At 64.5% G+C, this 19,218-nt stretch carries 16 protein-coding genes; 10 read left to right on the top strand and 6 right to left on the bottom strand.

From position 1 onward, the window contains the following. Window positions 1-29 precede the first annotated feature (29 nt). Window positions 30-677 carry a DUF1345 domain-containing protein gene (locus SB765_RS03470; RefSeq protein WP_341798642.1) on the bottom strand — a complete coding sequence of 216 codons (648 nt, stop codon included), beginning with the start codon at window positions 675-677 and terminating at the stop codon, window positions 30-32. A gap of 182 nt (window positions 678-859) precedes the next feature. Between SB765_RS03470 and pgm the strand changes: the two genes are divergently transcribed. From pgm to SB765_RS03450, 4 genes are all read left to right on the top strand, one after another. After that, window positions 860-2,497: a phosphoglucomutase (alpha-D-glucose-1,6-bisphosphate-dependent) gene (gene pgm / locus SB765_RS03465; RefSeq protein WP_410930940.1), complete on the top strand. Its 1,638-nt coding sequence runs from the start codon at window positions 860-862 to the stop codon at window positions 2,495-2,497. A gap of 78 nt (window positions 2,498-2,575) precedes the next feature. Then, on the top strand, window positions 2,576-3,088 hold the full coding sequence (locus SB765_RS03460; protein ID WP_341798644.1) for a sigma-70 family RNA polymerase sigma factor: 513 nt from the start codon (window positions 2,576-2,578) through the stop codon (window positions 3,086-3,088). After that, window positions 3,085-4,044: a FecR domain-containing protein gene (locus SB765_RS03455; RefSeq protein WP_410910313.1), complete on the top strand. Its 960-nt coding sequence runs from the start codon at window positions 3,085-3,087 to the stop codon at window positions 4,042-4,044. The genes SB765_RS03460 and SB765_RS03455 overlap by 4 nt, the downstream gene beginning before the upstream one ends. A gap of 66 nt (window positions 4,045-4,110) precedes the next feature. Then, the gene (locus SB765_RS03450; RefSeq protein ID WP_341798646.1) at window positions 4,111-6,516 is read left to right on the top strand and encodes a TonB-dependent receptor; all 2,406 of its coding nucleotides are present in this window, start codon (window positions 4,111-4,113) and stop codon (window positions 6,514-6,516) included. Window positions 6,517-6,558: 42 nt separating this feature from the next. Here the strand turns inward: SB765_RS03450 and SB765_RS03445 are convergent, their stop codons facing one another. Next, window positions 6,559-7,488, bottom strand: coding sequence for a LysR family transcriptional regulator (locus SB765_RS03445; protein ID WP_341798647.1), 930 nt, complete (start codon window positions 7,486-7,488; stop codon window positions 6,559-6,561). 146 nt (window positions 7,489-7,634) lie between these two features. On the opposite strand from SB765_RS03445, the gene SB765_RS03440 reads away from it, so the two are divergent. Genes SB765_RS03440 through SB765_RS03425 form a run of 4 tightly spaced genes read left to right on the top strand, consistent with a single transcriptional unit; the run spans window position 7,635 to window position 11,416 of the window. Beyond that, on the top strand, window positions 7,635-8,462 hold the full coding sequence (locus SB765_RS03440) for an amidohydrolase family protein (protein WP_410930939.1): 828 nt from the start codon (window positions 7,635-7,637) through the stop codon (window positions 8,460-8,462). Between the two features lie 40 nt (window positions 8,463-8,502). Beyond that, window positions 8,503-9,852: an MFS transporter gene (locus SB765_RS03435; protein ID WP_410930938.1), complete on the top strand. Its 1,350-nt coding sequence runs from the start codon at window positions 8,503-8,505 to the stop codon at window positions 9,850-9,852. Continuing rightward, window positions 9,849-10,589, top strand: a complete 741-nt coding sequence (locus SB765_RS03430; RefSeq protein WP_341798649.1) for an SDR family NAD(P)-dependent oxidoreductase — start codon at window positions 9,849-9,851, stop codon at window positions 10,587-10,589. The genes SB765_RS03435 and SB765_RS03430 overlap by 4 nt, the downstream gene beginning before the upstream one ends. After that, complete coding sequence (locus SB765_RS03425) at window positions 10,586-11,416, top strand: sugar phosphate isomerase/epimerase family protein (RefSeq protein WP_410930937.1); 831 nt, start codon at window positions 10,586-10,588, stop codon at window positions 11,414-11,416. The genes SB765_RS03430 and SB765_RS03425 overlap by 4 nt, the downstream gene beginning before the upstream one ends. On the opposite strand, the gene SB765_RS03420 is transcribed toward SB765_RS03425, so the two are convergent. Beyond that, complete coding sequence (locus SB765_RS03420; RefSeq protein WP_341798651.1) at window positions 11,407-11,823, bottom strand: RidA family protein; 417 nt, start codon at window positions 11,821-11,823, stop codon at window positions 11,407-11,409. The genes SB765_RS03425 and SB765_RS03420 overlap by 10 nt on opposite strands. Beyond that, complete coding sequence (locus SB765_RS03415; protein ID WP_410930936.1) at window positions 11,823-13,142, bottom strand: flavin-containing monooxygenase; 1,320 nt, start codon at window positions 13,140-13,142, stop codon at window positions 11,823-11,825. The genes SB765_RS03420 and SB765_RS03415 overlap by 1 nt, the downstream gene beginning before the upstream one ends. A gap of 341 nt (window positions 13,143-13,483) precedes the next feature. Between SB765_RS03415 and SB765_RS03410 the strand changes: the two genes are divergently transcribed. Both SB765_RS03410 and argE read left to right on the top strand, forming a co-directional pair. Next, window positions 13,484-14,161, top strand: a complete 678-nt coding sequence (locus tag SB765_RS03410; RefSeq protein WP_341798653.1) for a DUF1028 domain-containing protein — start codon at window positions 13,484-13,486, stop codon at window positions 14,159-14,161. Further along, the gene (gene argE, locus SB765_RS03405) at window positions 14,154-15,320 is read left to right on the top strand and encodes an acetylornithine deacetylase (protein WP_410930935.1); all 1,167 of its coding nucleotides are present in this window, start codon (window positions 14,154-14,156) and stop codon (window positions 15,318-15,320) included. Before SB765_RS03410 ends, argE begins: the two co-directional genes overlap by 8 nt. Before the next feature lie 66 nt (window positions 15,321-15,386). On the opposite strand, the gene SB765_RS03400 is transcribed toward argE, so the two are convergent. Next, on the bottom strand, window positions 15,387-16,655 hold the full coding sequence (locus SB765_RS03400) for a carbohydrate porin (protein ID WP_016499341.1): 1,269 nt from the start codon (window positions 16,653-16,655) through the stop codon (window positions 15,387-15,389). Between the two features lie 109 nt (window positions 16,656-16,764). Beyond that, on the bottom strand, window positions 16,765-19,182 hold the full coding sequence (locus SB765_RS03395; protein ID WP_341798655.1) for a glucose/quinate/shikimate family membrane-bound PQQ-dependent dehydrogenase: 2,418 nt from the start codon (window positions 19,180-19,182) through the stop codon (window positions 16,765-16,767). Window positions 19,183-19,218 lie beyond the last annotated feature (36 nt).

Below are 19,218 nucleotides of genomic sequence, written 5' to 3'. Positions count from 1 at the left end.
ACGAAACACTTTTCGGACGAGCGGCAGGGTCACCCCAGCAGCCCGGCCGCGATGTTGATGGTGAATCCCAAAATCGCCGTGTTGAACACGAAACCCACCAGCGAATGTGCCAGCACCACCCGCCGCAGTTGCCGGCCGGCAACGCCTACGTCGGAGGTTTGCACGGCCACGCTGATGGTGAACGAGAAGTAGTGAAAGTCCCAATAGTCCGGGTTGCGCTCGCCGTCGGCGAAACGCAACGGTGGTTCATGGTTGTGCCCGGTATAGAACAGGCGGGCGTAATGCAGGCTGAAGATGCAGCCGATCAGCAGCCAGGAGCCGGCCACGGTCAGGCCGGTGTAGAGGTAGTGCAGCGCCAGTGCAGTGCCCTGCAGGCCTTTGCTGGACACCAGTTGCAGGGTAACCGCAGCGAGGCTGGCGATGGCCGCGATGCACACGGTGAACAAGACCATGCCTGCGTTTTCGTCTTCGACGCGGGCAACCTTGCGGACCCTTTCCGGGCTGGCGTCCCAGGTGAGGTACAGCACCAGCAGCAGGTACAGCCATACGCCAAGGTTCCAGCCAGCGAGGATGTGCTGCACGGTATCATCGGCGGGGATCAGCCAGGCGCCGACAAGGCCGACTGCGGCGGCGAAACTCAGGCGGGGGTGGGTTCGGGTCAGGCGGTGGAAAGCCATGGGGCCTCATTTACTGGGGGGTTGGCTACTACTCTAGACGGTTGCAGCCGGAGTACTGGTTTACACGGTCTTTGTGGGAGCGTTGCCTGCGGTTTTCTTTGATGTCGCCCATCGCACGGCATTGCAACTCTCAGTACACTGCATGCTCAAACACCAACATCCGTTGAACTCGAGGTTTTTGCATGACGCTCAGTCCTTTGGCAGGCAAGCCGGCTCCGGCCAGCGTGCTGGTCGATATTCCCCGACTGCTCACCGCCTACTACACCGGCCGCCCCGACGCTGCCGTGGCGGCCCAGCGGGTGGCCTTCGGCACCTCGGGGCACCGGGGCACTTCGCTTGAATTGAGTTTCAACGAATACCACGTGCTGGCCATTACCCAGGCCATCTGCCTGTACCGCCAGGAAAAGGGCATCGATGGCCCGCTGTTCATCGGCGCCGACACCCACGCGCTGTCGGCACCGGCCACTGCCAGCGCCCTGGAAGTGCTGGCGGCCAATGGCGTGCAGGTGATGCTGTCCAAGGACGACGAATACACGCCCACGCCGGCCGTGTCCCACGCCATCCTCTGCCATAACCGTGGCCGCCAGCAGGGCCTGGCCGACGGCATCGTCATCACCCCGTCGCACAACCCGCCGCAAAGCGGTGGCTTCAAGTACAACCCGCCCAATGGCGGCCCTGCCGACAGCGACGTGACCAAGTGGGTCGAGGCCAAGGCCAACGAGTTGCTGGCAGCGAACCTGGCGGGCGTCAAGCGCATGGACCATGCCCAGGCGCTGCAGGCGCCCACCACCCACCGCCACGACTACGTGAGCAGCTATGTGGCGGACCTGGAAAACGTCATCGACTTCGACATCATCCGCAGCGCCAAACTGCGCCTGGGCGTCGACCCGTTGGGCGGGGCAGGGGTGCGCTACTGGTCGGCCATTGCCGAGCACTACAAGCTGGACCTGGAAGTGGTGAACACCGAGGTGGACCCGACCTTCCGCTTCATGACTGTCGACTGGGACGGCCAGATCCGCATGGACCCTTCCTCGCCATACGCCATGCAAGGCCTGATCGGCCTGCGCGAGCGCTTCGACGTGGCCTTTGCCTGCGACCCGGACCACGACCGCCACGGCATCGTCACCTCTGACGGCCTGCTGCAGCCGAACAACTACCTGGCCGTCGCCATCGACTACCTGTTCCGTCACCGCCCGCAATGGCGCACCGACGCCGCGGTGGGCAAGACCGTGGTGTCCAGCGGCCTGATCGACCGCGTCACCCAGCGCCTGGGCCGTGAGCTGTACGAAGTCCCGGTGGGTTTCAAGTACTTTGCCCAGGGGTTGTTCGACGGCTCGCTCGGCTTTGGCGGCGAAGAGAGTGCCGGCGCGTCGTTCCTGCGCCGTGATGGTTCGGTCTGGGCGACCGACAAGGACGGGCTGATCCCGGCCTTGCTGGCCGCCGAGATGACCGCCCGCACCGGGCGCAACCCGAGCCAGGCCTACGCTGACCTGACCGAGGCGCTGGGCAAGCCGTTCGCCACCCGTGTCGAGGCCAAGGCCGATGCACGGCAGAAGGCGTTGCTGAGCAAGCTGGCGCCGGAACAGGTGAAATCGACCGAACTGGCCGGTGAGCCAATCGTGCAGATCCTCAGCCACGCACCAGGCAATGGCCAGGCGATTGGCGGGCTGAAGGTGATGACTGCCAACGGCTGGTTCGCCGCGCGGCCGTCGGGCACCGAGGACATCTACAAGATCTACGCCGAAAGCTTCATAGACGAGGCGCACTTGCAGCGCCTGGTACAGGAAGCGCAGGTGCTGGTGGATGCGGCGATTGCCTGACCGGTAACAAACCGCTTGGTGCTGCGGCGTAACGTAAATTAGAATTAATCCTATTTACGCCGCCGCAGGGCCATCCCCATGATCGACGTCGCGCCGCCACCGGAGCCTAGCCTGCCTGCCCTGTACCGGGAGCATCGCAGCTGGCTTGAAACCTGGTTACGCCGGCGCCTGGGCAATGCCTGGGATGCTGCTGACCTTAGCCAGGAAACTTTTCTGCGGGTGCTGGCCAGTGCCCAGCCATTGGCAGACATTCGTGAGCCACGCGCCTACCTGCTGACGGTGGGCAAGCGGTTGCTGAGCAACTTCCACCAGCGGCGCAGCCTGGAACAGGCGTACCTTGATGCCTTGGCGCATCTGCCCGAGCAGCACGTACCCTCGCCAGAGCAGCGCTGGCTGTTACTGGAAACCCTGCAAGCCCTGGACGAGCTGCTCGATGGCCTCAAGGCACCGGTGCGCAAGGCCTTTCTCTGGAGCCAGCTTGAAGGCCTCGGCTACGCCGAGATCGGCAAGCGGCTGGGCGTTTGCGAGCGTTCCGTCAAACGCTACATGGCGCAGGCTTACGAACATTGCCTGCTGGCCGAGTTGCAATGACCACACACTCCCCCGAAATCCGCGAAGCGGTGCGTGCTGCCGCCCGCTGGCTGGCGTTGCTGGATTCTGGCGATGCCAGTGAGACCGACTTGTTGCGCCTGGCGCAGTGGCGGGCGAGCAGCAGCCTGCATGAAGACGCCTGGCAGAAGGCATCATTGCTGCGCGAGCGATTTTCCGGGTTGCCCGGGGCGTTGGCCATGGCCACCCTCGACCGCCCGGACGCCGGCCGCCGCGCGCTGCTCAAGCAAGCCCTGGGTGTAGCGGCGCTGCTACCGGCCGCCTGGCTGGCAAGCCGGGAGCTGCCGCTGGAGGCCTGGACGGCCGACATGCGCACAGGGGTAGGGGAGCGCCGGCAGGTGCTGCTGAGCGATGGCACCTTTGTACAGCTGAACACTGACAGTGCGGTGGATATCGACTTGCGTGCGCGCCGGCTGACACTGTTGCGCGGCGAAGTGGCGCTCAGGGTACCCGATAGCCTGCGCCTGGCAGTGCAGGTGCCTTACGGGCAGGTTGCACTCAGCGCTGGCGACTTCAATGCAGGTGAAGTGTGCTTGCGCCTGGTCGATGAGGCCTGCCGGGTTTCAGTGGTCAAGGGGCTGGCCAGCCTGCAGCCACTGCGTGGCGCGGCCCGGGTGCTGCAGGCCGGGCAGCAGGCCAGTTTGCAGGTGGCTGGCGTCGGCCCGGTTAGGGCACTGGACGAATGGCTGCTGGGCTGGCGCGAAGGCGTGCTGCGCCTGGATGACCGCCCCTTGGGCGAGCTGTTGCATGAACTGCGACGGTACCGTCCCGGCGTGCTGCGCTGGTCCCCGGAACTGGAACAGCTCAGGGTCACCGGCACTTTCCGCCTTGACGATACTGATCGGGTGCTGGCCTTGCTTGCCGCCAGCCTGCCGTTGCAGGTGCAGGCACGCACGCGTTACTGGGTGAGCCTGGCTGCGCGAGAAAATCATGCATGAGGCTGTCCCCTTTTTTTCACTCGCCGGTCATTACCGGTAGAAGAAACTAAAGGGGAGCCTTGTTCAATGCCTGCAGTAATGTCTTGCCGCTTGCGCCCACTGGTGCGCGCAGTGCGGCCGTTGTTCGCCATGAGCCTGTTGTTGTCTGCACCCGCCTGGGCCGATGAGGCGGCGCGGCGTGCCTATCAGGTGCCGGCCGCCAGCCTGGGCGCCGCACTCACCCGGTTTGCCGACCAGGCCGGCGTCAGCCTTTCGCTGGACCCGGCACTGGTCCGGGGCCGGCAGAGTAGCGGCCTGTCTGGTAGCTACAGTGTCGAAGAAGGCTTCCTGCAGCTGCTACGTGGCAGCGGCCTGCAGTTGCTGCCGGTGGGCCATGGTGCGTTCACCCTGGCGCCGCAGCCCCAGGCGGATGGGGCGCTGGAAATCGCCCCGACCAGCATTGTCGGCGGCCTGGCGGCGGGCGGCGAAGCTCAGCCTTATGCCGGTGGCCAGGTGGCGCGCCAGGGCGCCCAAGGGCTGCTTGGCTCTCGCGACTTCATGGAAACCCCGTTCAGCATCACCAGCTACACCAGCGAGTTGGTGAAGAACCAGCAAGCGCGAACCTTGGGCGAGCTTATCGCCACCGACCCCTCGGTGCGCGCCACCAACCCGGCGGGTGGGCGTTTCGAGCAGTTCACCATTCGCGGCTTCAGCCTGTTCAACAGTGACGTGGCGTACAACGGCCTTTACGGCATCCTGCCGACCTACTCGATCGACATGGAAATGGCCGACCGGGTCGACATCATCAAGGGCCCCAGCCAGTTGATCAACGGCATTTCGCCGCGAGGCAGCGTGGGCGGCGGTATCAACGTGCAGCCCAAGCGGGCTGGCGACAAGCCGCTCACCGAGTTCACCGGCAGCTACGCGTCGGCTGGCCAGGCAGGCGGCGCGGTGGACGTAGGCCGGCGCTTTGGCGAAGGCCAGCAGTTCGGCGTGCGCTTCAACGGTGTGAAGCAGGCGGGCGATACCGAATGGGACCACCAGCGCGTCGAGCGCGAAATGGCGGTGCTGGGCCTGGATTTTCGTGGCGAGCGCCTGCGGTTGTCGGCAGACCTCGGCCACACCGAGCGTGACACCGATGCGCCGCAAGAGCGTGTGCTGGTTGGGGCCAACGCCAAAGTGCCGGACGCCAACGATGTACGCCACAACTATGCCCAGGCCTGGAGCAAGGCGCGCACCAACGATACCTTTGGCGCACTGCATGCCGAGTACGACGTCAGCGAGTCGCTGCTGGCCTATGGCGCGGTCGGCGCGCGCAAAAGCAACCATGATTTCCTGCGGCACAACGTGTCCATCACCAACGATGCCGGTGATTTCACCGTGCAGCCGCGCGACTTTACCCGCGATGAAACGGTGCGCACCGCCATGGCGGGTGTGCGCAACTGGTTCCACACCGGGCCAGTCAGCCACGAGCTGAACCTGGCCGCTACCTACTTCTACATGGACTTCACCAACGGCGGCGCGCGCTATGCTTCGGCGCCCAGTAACCTCTACAACCCGGTAGCGACACCGACGCCTGGTTCGCCCACCCGCATTGACCCAGAGGTCTACACGGAAAACCGCTTCTCTGGCGTGGCTTTGGCCGACACCCTCGGGTTTTTCGATGACCGTCTGTTGCTGACCCTGGGGGCACGCTGGCAGCGGGTGCAAGTGGATGACTGGAGCGACGGCGTCAAAGGCGACACCGCCTACGACGAAGAAAAAGTCTCGCCCTCTGGCGGCGTGTTGTTCAAGGTTACCGACCAGCTGTCGTTGTACGCCAACTACATGGAAGGCCTGAGCCAGGGCAAGATCGCACCGTCGACCTCGGTCAACGAAGACCAGATCTTCCCGCCGTTCACCAGCCGCCAAGTCGAGGTGGGGGCCAAGTACGACCTGGGCCAGGTCGCCTTTACCGCCAGTGCCTTCCGCATCCGCCAGCCGGCCTACGAGACCAACGCCACTTCGCGGGTGTTCGGCCCCAATGGCAAACGCGACAACCGTGGTATCGAGCTGAGCGTGTTCGGTGAGCCCGTACAAGGGGTGCGGGTGCTGGGTGGGGTGATGTATATCGACAGCGAGCTGACCGATACCGTGGGTGGCGCCGTTGATGGCAACCGCGCGCCGGCCACGCCCGAGTACAACGTCAACCTCGGCGCCGAATGGGACGTGCCGGGGGTGAGTGGCCTGACCCTGACGGCGCGGGGCATTCACTCCAGCTCGCAATACCTGGACCAGAACAACAGCAAGCAGATCGATGGCTGGGAGCGTTACGACCTGGGGGCGCGCTATGCCTTCAACGTGGACGCTACCGAGGTTACCTTGCGGGCCAGTGTCGAGAACGTGCTGGATGATCGCTACTGGAGCTCGGCCGGTGCCTCGGATGACAGTGAACCGGGGCTGACCCTTTCCACGCCGCGTACCTACCTCCTATCGGCAACCGTAGGTTTCTAGCTCAAGCAGCCGGGGCCGCTTTGCGGCCCATCGCCGGCAAGCCTACATCGCCCGCCCAAGCTTTTGCGCCTGGCCCTGCAACACACGCATCAGGTGCATCGCCGCATGCGATGGCGGCTCGAAGCGCGAATAGACAAAGCTGATGTCGAAGTGAATTTCGTCCGTCAGCGGCACCACCGCCAGGCCGCTGTCCTGCGCCACGAATTCGTCGATCACGCTGATGCCCATGCCTTGCTTGACCAGCGCCACAGCCTCGTTGGCATTGGTGAACGACAACAGTGACGGCAATTGCGCGCCGTGGCGCTCGATGTGCTCGGCAAGCAGCTTGCCAAACGGCATGTCGGGCCTGAACAGCAGCAGCGGATGGCCTTCCAGTTGTTGCAAGGTCAGCGAGGTATGCCCGGCCAACGCGTGCTCGGGTGGCATCACCACCACCATGCGCCCGCGCATGAAGGCCTGCGAATGCAGGTGATCGTGTACCACGGGCAGGGCGGCAATCGACAGGTCGACCTTCTTCGACAGGATCTGGTTGGGCATCTCGCCCATCAGCGAGGTTTGCCACTCGATGTTCAGCGAAGGCGCCTCACGCTTGAGCTGGGCCAGGGCAATCGGGATCACCACCGTCGACAGCGAGGCGCTGCACGAGATGCGCAGCTTGCGGTGGCCGCCCGCGCCCAGTGACAGGGCGCATTCGTTGACCTCCAGCGCTGCCTGGTACACCCGCTCGACTTCGCGGAACAGCACCTGCGCCTCGGCCGTGGGCACCAGGCGGTTGTTGATGCGCTCGAACAGGCGGTAGCTCAAACGCCCCTCGATGTACTGGATCAGCTTGCTGACGGCCGGCTGCGACACGTACAGCAGCTTGGCCGCCGCGCTGATCGAGCCGGTCAGCATCACCGCACGGAACACTTCCATGTGCCGCAGCTTGAACACCATGGGGCTTGCGTCTGCGCCTTCGTTGCCAAGCAGCATATCTATTACCTTCGGTTATGGTCTTTGCCATCTGGGTATGAGCGCCAAACCTGGCCACGCAGTATCGTTAACCCAGCCAAATTGCCCTTGCGGCGCACAATAACAAGATCTGAAGGCAAGCGCAGTGGCGCTGCCGGGAGTGCTGCGTGAACATCTTTGACGAACCGAAGATCGATTGCCATAACCATTTGTTTGACCCCGCCCGTTTCCCTTACCACCCCGACGCACCCTATGCCCCCTCCGGCCAGGAAGTCGCCACCCAGGAACAGTTCACCCGGGTGATGGACACCTATGGCGTGCAACATGCCTTGCTGGTGGGCCCCAACAGCGGCTACCACACCGACAACCGCTGCCTGCTGCATGCCTTGGCCACCGGGCAAGGGCGGTTCAAGGGCGTGGCGGTGGTCGAGGTGGATATCCAGCTCGATGCGCTGGCTGCGCTGCAGGCGCAAGGGGTGGTCGGTGTCGCCTTCAATCCCGCGCTGTACGGGTTAGCCAGCCTCAAGGACGTTGACGGCCTGTTGGGCAAGCTTGTCGAGCTCGACCTGTTCGCCCAGGTGCAGGTGTGCGAAGACCAACTGCTTGAACTGCGTAGCCTGCTTCAGGGCTCGCGTGCACGCTTGCTGATCGACCATTGCGGCCGGCCGGACGTGGCGGCTGGCGTGCAGCAGCCGGGCTTCCAGGCGCTACTGCAACTGGCTGACAGTGGCCGCGCCAGCGTCAAGCTGTCTGGCATGCAGAAGTTCGCGGCGGCCGATGCGTTGCTGGAGCAAAGCCGTGCCTACGTGCACGCCTTGCTCGAAGCCTTCGGCGCGGATGCCTGCGTGTGGGGCTCGGATTGGCCGTTCATTCGCCAGCGCTCGCGGGTGGACTACGGCCCGTTGCTGAAACTGGCCGAGCGCCTGATGCCGGATGCCCGGCTGCGCCAGGCAGTGATGTGGGACACCCCACGACGTCTGTTCGGGTTCGCCTAGAACCCCGTTTTGCCATTCCAATAACAAGAGAGCAACCGTCATGAACACTGAACAGAACGCCAGCCTCGGGGTGTTTGACACCCCGGCACGCGCGCAGCAACGCACCCGCACCCGCTTCATGATCCTGGCGCTGATATCGGGCGGCACCATGATCAACTACCTCGACCGCAGCGTGATGGGCATTGCCGCGCCCAGCATCAGTGCCGACCTGGGCCTGAACGCGGCGATGATGGGGGTGATTTTTTCTGCCTTCTCGTGGACCTACGCTGCCGCGCAGATCCCCGGTGGCATCCTCATCGACCGGTTGGGCACCAAGCTCACCTACTGGCTGGCACTGACGTTGTGGTCGCTGTTCACCGGCCTGCAAGGGCTGGCTCAGGGCTTTCTGTCGTTGCTGGGCATGCGCTTTCTGGTGGGCATGACCGAAGCACCGTGTTTCCCTACCAACAGCCGGGTAGTGGCTACCTGGTTCCCGCAGAGTGAGCGGGCCAGGGCGACCGGTATCTACACCTTTGCCGAATACACCGGGCTGGCGTTCCTGACGCCGCTGTTGTTCTGGGTGCTGCATGCCTATGGCTGGCGCTTTCTGCTGCTGGCCGTGGGCCTGATGGGCATCCTCTATGGCCTGGTGTGGTGGCGCAAGTACCACGAGCCGCACGAGTCGACCACCGCCAACCAGGCCGAACTCGACTACATCGCCGCCGGTGGCGGGGTGGTCGATGGCGGGCAGAAAGCCACCCAGTTCCGTTGGTCGCAGATCCCGGCGCTGCTCAAGCACCGCAACATGCTGGGCATCTGCCTGGGGCAGTTCGCCTGCAACTCTACCAACGTGTTCTTCCTCACATGGTTCCCCACCTACCTGGTGACCGAGCGGCATATGCCCTGGCTCAAGGTCGGCTGGGTGGCGGTGCTGCCGTTCATTGCCGCTTCGCTGGGCACACTGGTCGGCGGCTGGCTGTCTGACGCCTTGCTGCGCCGTAGCTATTCGCTGAACGTGGCGCGCAAGCTGCCGGTAATTGCCGGGCTGCTTACTGCTTCGGTGATCGTGCTGGCCAACTACGTCGAGTCCGACGCGCTGGTCATCACCATCCTGTGCATCGCCTATTTCGCCCAGGGCATGTCGGCGCTGGCCTGGATGATCGTGTCCGATATCGCCCCCAAAGGTTTGCTGGGCCTCAGTGGTGGCCTGTTCAACCTGTTTGCCAACGCGGCGGGCATCGTTACCCCCCTTACCATCGGTATCATCGTTTCGATGACTGGCTCGTTCGTCTGGGCCCTGGCGTTCGTGTCGTCGATCACCGTGCTGGGGGCGCTGTGCTACCTGTTCATGGTCAGCGACCTGCGTCGCTTGCCGGAAATTCCTTCTGTCGAAAATGGAGCTAAACAATGAGCCAGTACCTGCAAGGCCAGACCGCAATCGTGACCGGTGGCATGCGTGGCATCGGCCTGGCAATCGCCCAGCGCCTGCATACGGCCGGCGCCCAAGTGGTGATCTGGGACCTCGCTGTCGACGGCTGGGACAGCGTGGAAAACGGCTTTGAACCGGTGCTGCGCCAGGCGGTCGATGTGTCGTCGCTGGCCTCGGTCGAGGCGGCTTTTGCCGAGACGCTGGCGCGCTTGGGCCAAATACAGATACTGGTCAACAATGCCGGCATCAACGGCCCGGTGGTGGCGTCGTGGGATTACCCGCCAGAGGCCTGGGACAAAGTCATCGCCATCGACCTGAACGGTGTGTTCTATTGCTGCCGCACCGCCATCCCGCACATGCGTGAACGTGGCTACGGGCGCATCGTCAATATCGCCTCCATGGCCGGCAAGGATGGCGTGCAGTACATCTCGGCGTATTCGGCCGCCAAGGCCGGGGTCATCGCCTTCACCAAGGCGGCGGCCAAGGAGCTGGCGCAGGACGGTGTGCTGCTCAACTGCGTGGCACCGGCCATGGTCGAGACGCCGCTGATGGCCGAGATGACAGCGGAACACATTGCCGCGAGCAAGGCCAAGATCCCCATGGGGCGCTTCCTCAAGGCCGAGGAGATCGCCAATATGGTCAGCTGGATTGCCGGGCCCGAGTGCAGCTTTACCACCGGCTTTGTCTTCGACCTCAGTGGTGGGAGGGCGACCTATTGACTGGCCTGGGCGTGGCGCACCTGACAGCGCTGCAACTGGCGCCGGCGAGGCTGGTACGCGAGGCGCGCCACGCCGGGTTCAGTGCGGTGGGGCTGCGCCTGCACCCGGTGATGGCGGGTGCACTGGCCTACCCGGTTGCGGCCGGTAGCCAGGCAATGCGAGAGCTGCGGGCGGTGCTGGATGGGGAAGGCGTGCGGGTGACGGACATCGAGTTCGTCTCGCTGACGGCGCAAACCCGGGTGGCTGATTACCAGGCGCTGTTGGCTGCAGGTGCCGAGCTGGGCGCGTTGAGCCTGACAGTGTCCGGCGACGATGAGGATGTTGCGCGGCTGACCGACAACTTTGCAGCGCTGTGTGAAATGGCGCGTGGCCATGGCCTGCGTGTGGACCTGGAGTTCATGCGCTGGCGGCCGGTGGGCACTTTGCAACAGGCTTGCGCGGTGGTGACGGGGGCGGGGCAGGCCAACAGTGGCGTGCTGGTCGATGCCTTGCACCTGCTCCGCTCCGGTGGCCAGGTGGCCGACATCGGCGCAGTCGACCCGCATTTGCTGCGTGCGGTGCAACTGTGTGATGCACCGATGCTGGCGCCTGCAGAAGCGCTGATTATCCCGGAAGCGCGCGAGGGCCGCTTGCTGCCGGGCGAAGGGCAGCTGCCGCTGGCAGCGTTGCTGGCGGCGTTGCCGGAGGACGTGGACATCAGTGTGGAGGTGCCGTGCGCCGGCTTGCCCGCCGAGCAGCGGCTGCAAGCGGCGGCACAGGTAACCCACGCCTGGCTACACGGCAGGCGACCTGTGTCACCCGCTGTGCAGGTTGCCGGTCACGCCTGATCCGGGACCACGGCGATCACGTCGATCTCCATCAGCCACTCGGCCTGAGCCAATCCGGCGACCACCAGCCCGGTGGAGATCGGGAACACGCCCTTCAGCCACTTGCCCACTTCCTTGTACACCGGCTCGCGGAAGCGTGGGTCGGTGATATAGGTGGTGGTCTTGACGATGTGCGACAGGTCGGAGCCCGCTTCTTCAAGCAGTTGCTTGACGTTCTTCATCGCCTGTTCGGTCTGCGCCTGGGGGTTACCCAGGCCCACCAGCTTGCCTTCGAAGTCGGTGCCGACCTGGCCGCGCACATAGATGGTATTACCGGCCCGCACGGCCTGGCACAGGTCGTTGTCCAGGGTCTGGTTGGGGTAGGTTTCCTTGGTGTTGAACATGCGGATGCGAGTATGGGTAGGCATCAGTGGGCTCCGAGGGTGCTGACGTTGCTGATCGTGTTGGTTTGCTGTTCATCCGCCTCGCGCTGTTCGCGGTCGCGGTAGGCCAGGTAGGTGCGTTGCGTGGCGATGTGGCCGGCGACGTGCTTGGCGTCGTGCCACACCCCCCAGATGAACGACGAACCACGGCGCGACAACCACGGCAGGCCCAGGAAGTACACGCCAGGCTCGCGGGCTACGCCGCGCTGGTGCTGGGGCTTGCCGTTGGCGTCGAAGGTGTCCACCTGCAGCCAGCTGAAGTCCACGCCGTAACCGGTGGCCCAGATGATGCTGGTGACGCCGGCCTTGGCCAGGTCCAGCTCGCGCAGCGGGTTGCTCATGCAGGCCGGGTCTGGCAGGCGTGTGCGGGCCTCGGGTTCTTCCGGCAAGTCCAGGCCGTTGCTTTCGATGTAGGCGTCGGCGGCATCCAGCAGGGCCAGGTAGTTTTCATCGCCGCGGTTGATGTTCTCCACCAGGTTGTCCTGGAAACGCGCCACGCCGTTCTCGAACGACTGGGTAAGGCCGACCAGGGTCATGCCTTGATGGGCGAGGGCACGGAAGTCCACGGTGTGGCCGCCACGGGCGCCGCTGACGGCGATGGTGACGTGCTCGCGACCGGGCTTGGCGATTTCTGCGTCCCACTCACCCAGCACACCCAGCCACCAGCAGAAATCGCGGTTGCGGTAGGCCCGTGGCGGGCGGTCGTGGGCACCGACCGACAGGTACACCTGGCGGCCTGCGCGCATCAGTTCTTCGGCAATCTGCACGCCGGAGGAGCCTGCGCCCACCACCAGCACTGCGCCCTCAGGCAACTGCCCGGGGTTGAAGTAGGCGGCGGAGTGGATCTGGTGCAGGTTGCTGTCTTTCGGTGCGATGGCCGGGATCACCGGCTTCTGGAACGGGCCGGTGGCAGCGACCACGCGGTTGGCGCGGATCACCCCTTCATTGGTTTCGATGGTGAAGCCAGGGCGGTCGCTGTTGCGCACCACGCGCTTCACTTCGATGCCGGTGCGTACTGGCAGGTTGTACTTGCGTACGTACTGCTCGAAGTAGTCGGCCACTTGGTCCTTGCCCGCGAAGGCGTCGGCGTCGAGGTTGAATTCCAGGCCCGGGAAGCGGTCGTGCCAGACCGGGCCGTTGGCCACCAGCGAGTCCCAGCGGCCGGTGCGCCAGGCCTCGGCGATGCGGTTGCGCTCCAGCACCAGGTGCGGCACTCCAAGCTTGTTCAGGTGTTCGCTCATGGCCACGCCGGCCTGGCCGGCGCCGACGACGAGCGTGTCGATTTCGAGGTTGTTCAGTGTCATGTCCGAGCCCTTGTTCAGGCGGTTTTTGTAAGGTCGGTTTGGAGGACCGCCGTTGCCTGGAGCCAGACTAGGGATGCTGCACGAATGGCGAAAATAGTATTTAGCTGGTGCTTGCCGATAAAACGGCGAAGGCCTTGGATTTTGTGGTGTGTAGTGTGTGTTGGCCCAGTGCATGTCTTGGTTAATGGGGTGGTGCAGAGATCGAGCGCCGCCCGCGCGGCGCTCGATCTCTGCCGGAACATATTTTTTTCCTGCCTAACCCCTCGGAAAATGTTGGTTTCGTGGGCTAGAAGGTTGCGCCCAGAATGCTCTGCATCGCACAGGACAACAGGAGCATTACCATGACCTTCTCCATCATTGGCCGCTGCCAGGAAACCGGCCAGGTCGGCATCGCCATCAGTTCGTCGAGCATCGCCGTGGGCGCCCGTTGCCCTTGGGTACGTGCGGGTGTTGGCGCTGTTTCCACCCAGAACATCACCTTGCCGGCACTGGGCCCGCAGATTCTCGATGCCCTGGAGCAGGGCCAGTTGCCGCCTGCGGCTGCGCTGGACCGCGTACTGAGCGCCAATGGCTGGAGCGAGTACCGCCAGGTCACAGTGATCGACAGCCAAGGCCAGGTGGCACTGTTCACCGGTCGCGAGGCATTGGGCACGCACAATGCCGTGGCCGGTGAGCAATGCGCGGCGGCGGGTAACCTGTTGTCCTCGACCCGGGTGATCGAAGCGATGGTCCTGGCCTTTGAAGAGGCCAGTGGGCACCTGGCGGACCGCTTGCTGGCTGCCATGCATGCGGCGATGGCCGCAGGTGGCGAGGCCGGGCCGGTGCACTCGGCAGCGTTGAAGATCGCTGGCGAGCTAACCTGGCCATTGGTGGACCTGCGCGTGGACTGGGCCGATACCGACCCGATCGGTGTGCTTGATGGCCTGTGGCAGGCGTACCGCCCGCAGATGCAGGATTACGTTACCCGCGCGCTGAACCCGACGGCCGCGCCCAGCTACGGGGTGCCGGGCGATGAGTGATTTTGCCAGCCGCGCGCTGCTGGCCCGGCTGGTCGGCTTTGCCACGGTCAGCCGGGACTCCAACCTTGAGCTGATCGGCTTTATCCGTGATTACCTGGCCGAGCAGGGGGTGGAAAGCGAACTGTTCCACAACCCGGAGCGCACCAAAGCCAACCTGTTCGCCACCATCGGCCCCCAGGGCGTTGGCGGCGTGGTGCTGTCGGGGCACACCGATGTGGTGCCGGTGGACGGCCAGGCCTGGACCGTCGAGCCGTTTGCCCTGAGCGAACGTAACGGGCGCCTGTATGGCCGCGGCACGGCTGACATGAAAGGCTTCATCGCCTCGGTGCTGGCAGCCGTGCCCGCGTTCCTTGCCCAGCCGTTGCACACGCCGGTGCACCTGGCATTCTCCTATGACGAGGAAGTGGGTTGCCTGGGTGTGCGCTCGATGCTGGCCGCGCTCGAACAGCGCCCGCACAAGCCACGCCTGTGCCTGATTGGCGAACCTACCGGGCTCAAGCCGGTGCTGGGGCACAAGGGCAAACTGGCGATGCGCTGCCAGGTGCAGGGTGCGGCCTGCCATTCGGCGTATGCGCCGTACGGGGTGAATGCCATCGAGTATGCGGCGAAGCTGATCGGCAAGTTGGGTGACATCGGTGACGCGCTGGCATTGCCGGCGCATCACGACGCGCGCTTCGACCCACCGTTCTCCACGGTGCAGACCGGGGTGATCAAAGGGGGTAGGGCGCTGAATATCGTGCCGGCAGAGTGTGAGTTCGATTTCGAAGTGCGCGCGCTGCCAGGGTTCGAAGCGCAGGCAGTGGCCGACCAGTTGCAGACCTATGCAGAGGCCGAGCTGCTGCCGCGCATGCGCAAGGTCGATGCCGCCAGTGACATTCGCCTGCAACCGTTGAGTGCGTACCCTGGGCTTGCGACATCGGCAGACAGCGAGGCGGCGCGGCTGGTGGCGCTGCTCAGTGGCACGGATGAATTCGGTACGGTGGCATTTGGCACCGAAGGCGGGTTGTTCGACCAGGCCGGGATCCCGACCGTGGTATGCGGGCCTGGCAGCATGGACCAGGGGCACAAGCCGGATGAATTCGTCAGTGTCGAGCAGTTACGGGGGTGTGATGCCATGCTGCTGAGGTTGGTGGATTACCTGCGGCAGGCTCCCGTCTGACAGGGTAAAGAACGTATGCAGGAGCGACCTTGTGTCGCTCCTGCAGGGATCGGTGTCTGCTTCAGATTAGAAGCTGGCCTTGACCTGCAGGCCAACCACCAACGCGTTGTCGATCTTCTTCCCCGAGAACGCCCCCGGCTCGATGATGTACTGCACATCCGGGCGCAGGTTCAACCATGGCGTCGCCTGGTAGCCATAGCTCAGTTCGATCAACTGCTCGGCGCTGTCGATGTCGGGGAACTGCTGGCCAGCGTTGAAGGCAGCGTCTTCCAGCACATCACGGCTACGCGGGTTGGGCACGGCACGGCCGTAACCCAGCGCCACCGTATCTTTCGGGCGGCCTTCGAACGGCTTGTACAGCACCACGCCGGCGCCATACCACTTGGTGAACGGCGAGGCGGCCTTGCTGGATGCCGAGTACTGGCCGAAGGCATGCAGGCTGCGGCCTGGCGAGCTTTGGTCGTTCCATACGGCCTGGTCGATAAGCAGGTAGTGGCCGCCACGGCCGGATACTTCGTCATCGCTGCCGATGCGTTTCACGTCGGAGCTGTCGTAGTAATAGCCCAGCTTGTACTCGCCGGGCAGTTCACCCTGCAGCTTGTACACCAGCTCCACTGGTACCACGGTGCCGGTGGTGTGCTTGGGGCCCAGGTGCCAGGCGCGGCTGGAGTTGCCATTGCTTTCGGGGTCGACGTTGAACGCCGCCACGCGCAATTGCCAGGCGGGCGACAGGTCGTACTTCACCCGCACGCCCAGGTGAGCGTTGGGGTAGTTGGTCCAGCCGCTGCCACCGGACATGTTCAGCGGGTGGCCGCAGAAGCCGGCGTTCATGAAGTTGCACAGGATGCCGCTGTCCAGGCCGCCCAGGTCGTTACCCATGGCCATGTAGCCCAGCTTGACGTTGAGCGCCGGGGTGAACAGGGTGCGCTCGTAGCTCAGCTCGGTCAGGCGGGTGTACAGGCCACCGAAGTTTTCCTGGATCGGCAGGCGGTTGCCTACCAGGTCTTCCGAGGCACTGTTACCACGGCGGTCGTTGATGGTCAGCTGGACCTTGCCGCCGTTGTCCAGGCCATACAGTTTCGACAGGTCGAACTGCACGCCCAGCTTCAGGTTCTGCGAATAGCGCGCCGAGCGGTGCAGGCCGCCGTGGGCGTTGTAGGCGGTTTCGCCGCTGTAGTCGCCGGTGAACTTCACGCCGTCGTCTTCAAGCTGGTGGCGCAGGCCGCCCCAGTCGCCGGTCAGGGTACTGCGGGTCATCAGGTCGCCGTCGGCCAGGGCGGTGGTGCTGGCCAAGGCCAGCAGCAGGGTAGGGGTAATGCGAATTGCGGATGGCATTGCTGTGTCTCGGGTTGTTATTCAGGGCCATTCACGGATGAACCCGCGCCCGCATGGCCAGTGCTGACCTTGTGGGAGCGGGTTCACCCGCGAGGGGGGCGACGCGCTCTTACGGCAAGGCGTAAGAAATCACGTAGTCGCCGCGATCAGTCGACTGGCGGGCGCCGCCAGCAGTGATGACCACGTACTGCTTGCCGGTCTTCGGCGAAACATAGGTCATCGGGCCGCCCTGGCTGCCCACTGGCAGGCGAGCCTTCCAGATTTCGTTACCGTTGCTGCTGTCGTAGGCGCGCAGGTAGAAGTCCTGGGTGCCGGCGATGAACACCAGGCCGCCTTGGGTCGACAGGGTGCCGCCCAGGGTTGGCAGGCCGATCTTGATCGGCAGGTGCATGCGGATACCGAGCGGCCCGGTGTCTTCAACGGTGCCCACCGGTACTTGCCAGGCCACCTGGCGGGTCTTCATGTCGATGGCGGTGAGGGTGCCGAACGGTGGTGCCTGGCACGGGATGCCGGCTACCGACAGGAAGCGGTTCTTGTTCACCGCATACGGGGTGCCCTTGAGCGGTACTGCGCCCATGCCGGTGTTCAGCGCTTCGCCACCGGAAGATGCACCACCTTTGTTCTGCGACGGAATCATCTGGATCCACAGGCCCAGGCGCATGTCGTTGACGAAGATGAAGCCATGAACCGGGTCGGTGGAAATGCTGCCCCAGTTCATGCCGCCCAGCGAACCCGGGAAGCTCAGCGACAGGTCGGTGCCCGGCGCGGTGTACAGGCCGTCGTAGCGCATTTTCTTGAAGTCGATGCGGCACAGCAGCTGGTCATACGGGGTGGCGCCCCACATGTCCGACTCGGTCAGGGTTTGCGCGCCGATTTGCGGCATGCCCACCGATTTCGGCTGGGTTGGGGAGTACGGCTCGTTCGGGATGTTGCTTGGCTTGACCGGTACTTCGTCGACCTGGGTCAGCGGCTTGCCGGTGGCGCGGTCGAGCACGTAAATCTGCCCGGCCTTGGTGCCGATCACCACCGCAGGAACCGACTGGCCGTCGTCCTTGGTAAAGTCGATCAGGCTCGGCTGCATCGGCAGGTCGAAGTCCCACAGGTCGTTGTGCACGGTCTGGAACACCCACTTCTGGTTGCCGGTGGTGGCGTCCAGGGCCAGCACCGAAGCGCCGTAGGTGTGGTCCAGCTTGCTGCGCTCTACACCGTAGATGTCGGTGGACGACGAACCCATCGGCAGGAACACGGTGTTCATTGCCGGGTCGTAGGACATCGGTGCCCAGCTGTTCGGGGTGCTGCGCACGTAGGTGCTGTCGCCCTGCGGTGCCTGGCGGTCTTCCGGGTTGCCTGGGTCGAAGGCCCAGCGCATTTCACCGGTGATCACGTCGAAACCACGGATCACGCCGCCTGGCATGTCGGTCTGGACGTTGTCGGCAACACGGCCGCCGACCACCACGGTGGTACCGGCCATCAGCGGTGCGGAGGAGAGCTGGTAATAGGAGTCCGGCACATTGCCCAGGCCGGTCATCAGGTTGACCTGGCCGTTGTTGCCGAAGCCCTGGCAGAACTCGCCATTGTCGGCGTCGACGGCAATCAGGCGGCCATCGATGGTGTTGGTCAGCAGACGACGCTGGCAGTTGGCACCGGCCGGCACGCTACCGCCGGCGACCGGCGAGCTGTTCGGCTGGGTCGGCTGGGCGATGGCTGCAGTGGCGTCGAAATAGGCCATGCCACGGCAACGCTGCCAGACCTTGGACTGGGCGTTGATTTCGTTTTTCCACAGCTCTTTGCCGGTATCGGCATCGAGGGCGATCAGGTTGTTGTGCGGGGTGCAGATGAACACCTTGTTGCCGATCTGCAACGGGGTCAGCTGGTCCTCGGCACCATTGCCGTCGCTGATGGCCACGTCACCGGTGTGATAGGTCCAGGCTACTTTCAGCTTGTTGACGTTGTCGCGGTTGATCTGGTCCAGCGCGGCGAAGCGGCTGCCACCTTCGGTGTTGCCGTAGTGGGCCCAGTCCTTCTGCTCTTTGCCAGCCTCGACCGGGGTCATGCCCGGGCCTTTGCCGGTAGGGGCGACGCTTGGGTGGGCGACGAACATGTTGCCGGCGGCGATCACCAGTGCAACGGCCATCACCCCGGCAACACCGTAGGCACCACGGCCGGCACTGGCACCGTTGGCACGGGCCAGCAGCGGGTAGACCAGCGCCACGACCATGCCGATCGCAGCAAACATGAACAGGCGCGAGAACAGTGGCCAGAACACCAGGCCGGTGTCGATCAGCGCCCAGATCGCGGTACCGACCAGGAACGCTGCGTACAGCCAGGCACCGGCCTTCTTGCGGCGGGCGATGAGGACACCGGCGATGGCCATGGCCAGGCCGCCGATCAGGAAGTACAAGGAACCGCCCAGGCCGGCCAGCTTGATGCCGCCAGCAGCCAGGAGGAGGCCGAGCAGGGCGATGATCACGCCCAGGCCGATCAGGATGATGTTTGTGGCGCCAGAAGCGCGCGGTGTTTCGTTCATGCCAGGGATCTCAGCAGGTGGAATGCGCGCAGTCTA

Origin of the sequence: Pseudomonas sp. SIMBA_067, from assembly GCF_046534675.1 — a bacterium.
Lineage (GTDB): Bacteria > Pseudomonadota > Gammaproteobacteria > Pseudomonadales > Pseudomonadaceae > Aquipseudomonas > Aquipseudomonas putida.
This window is presented reverse-complemented; position numbering and strand designations above follow the sequence as displayed.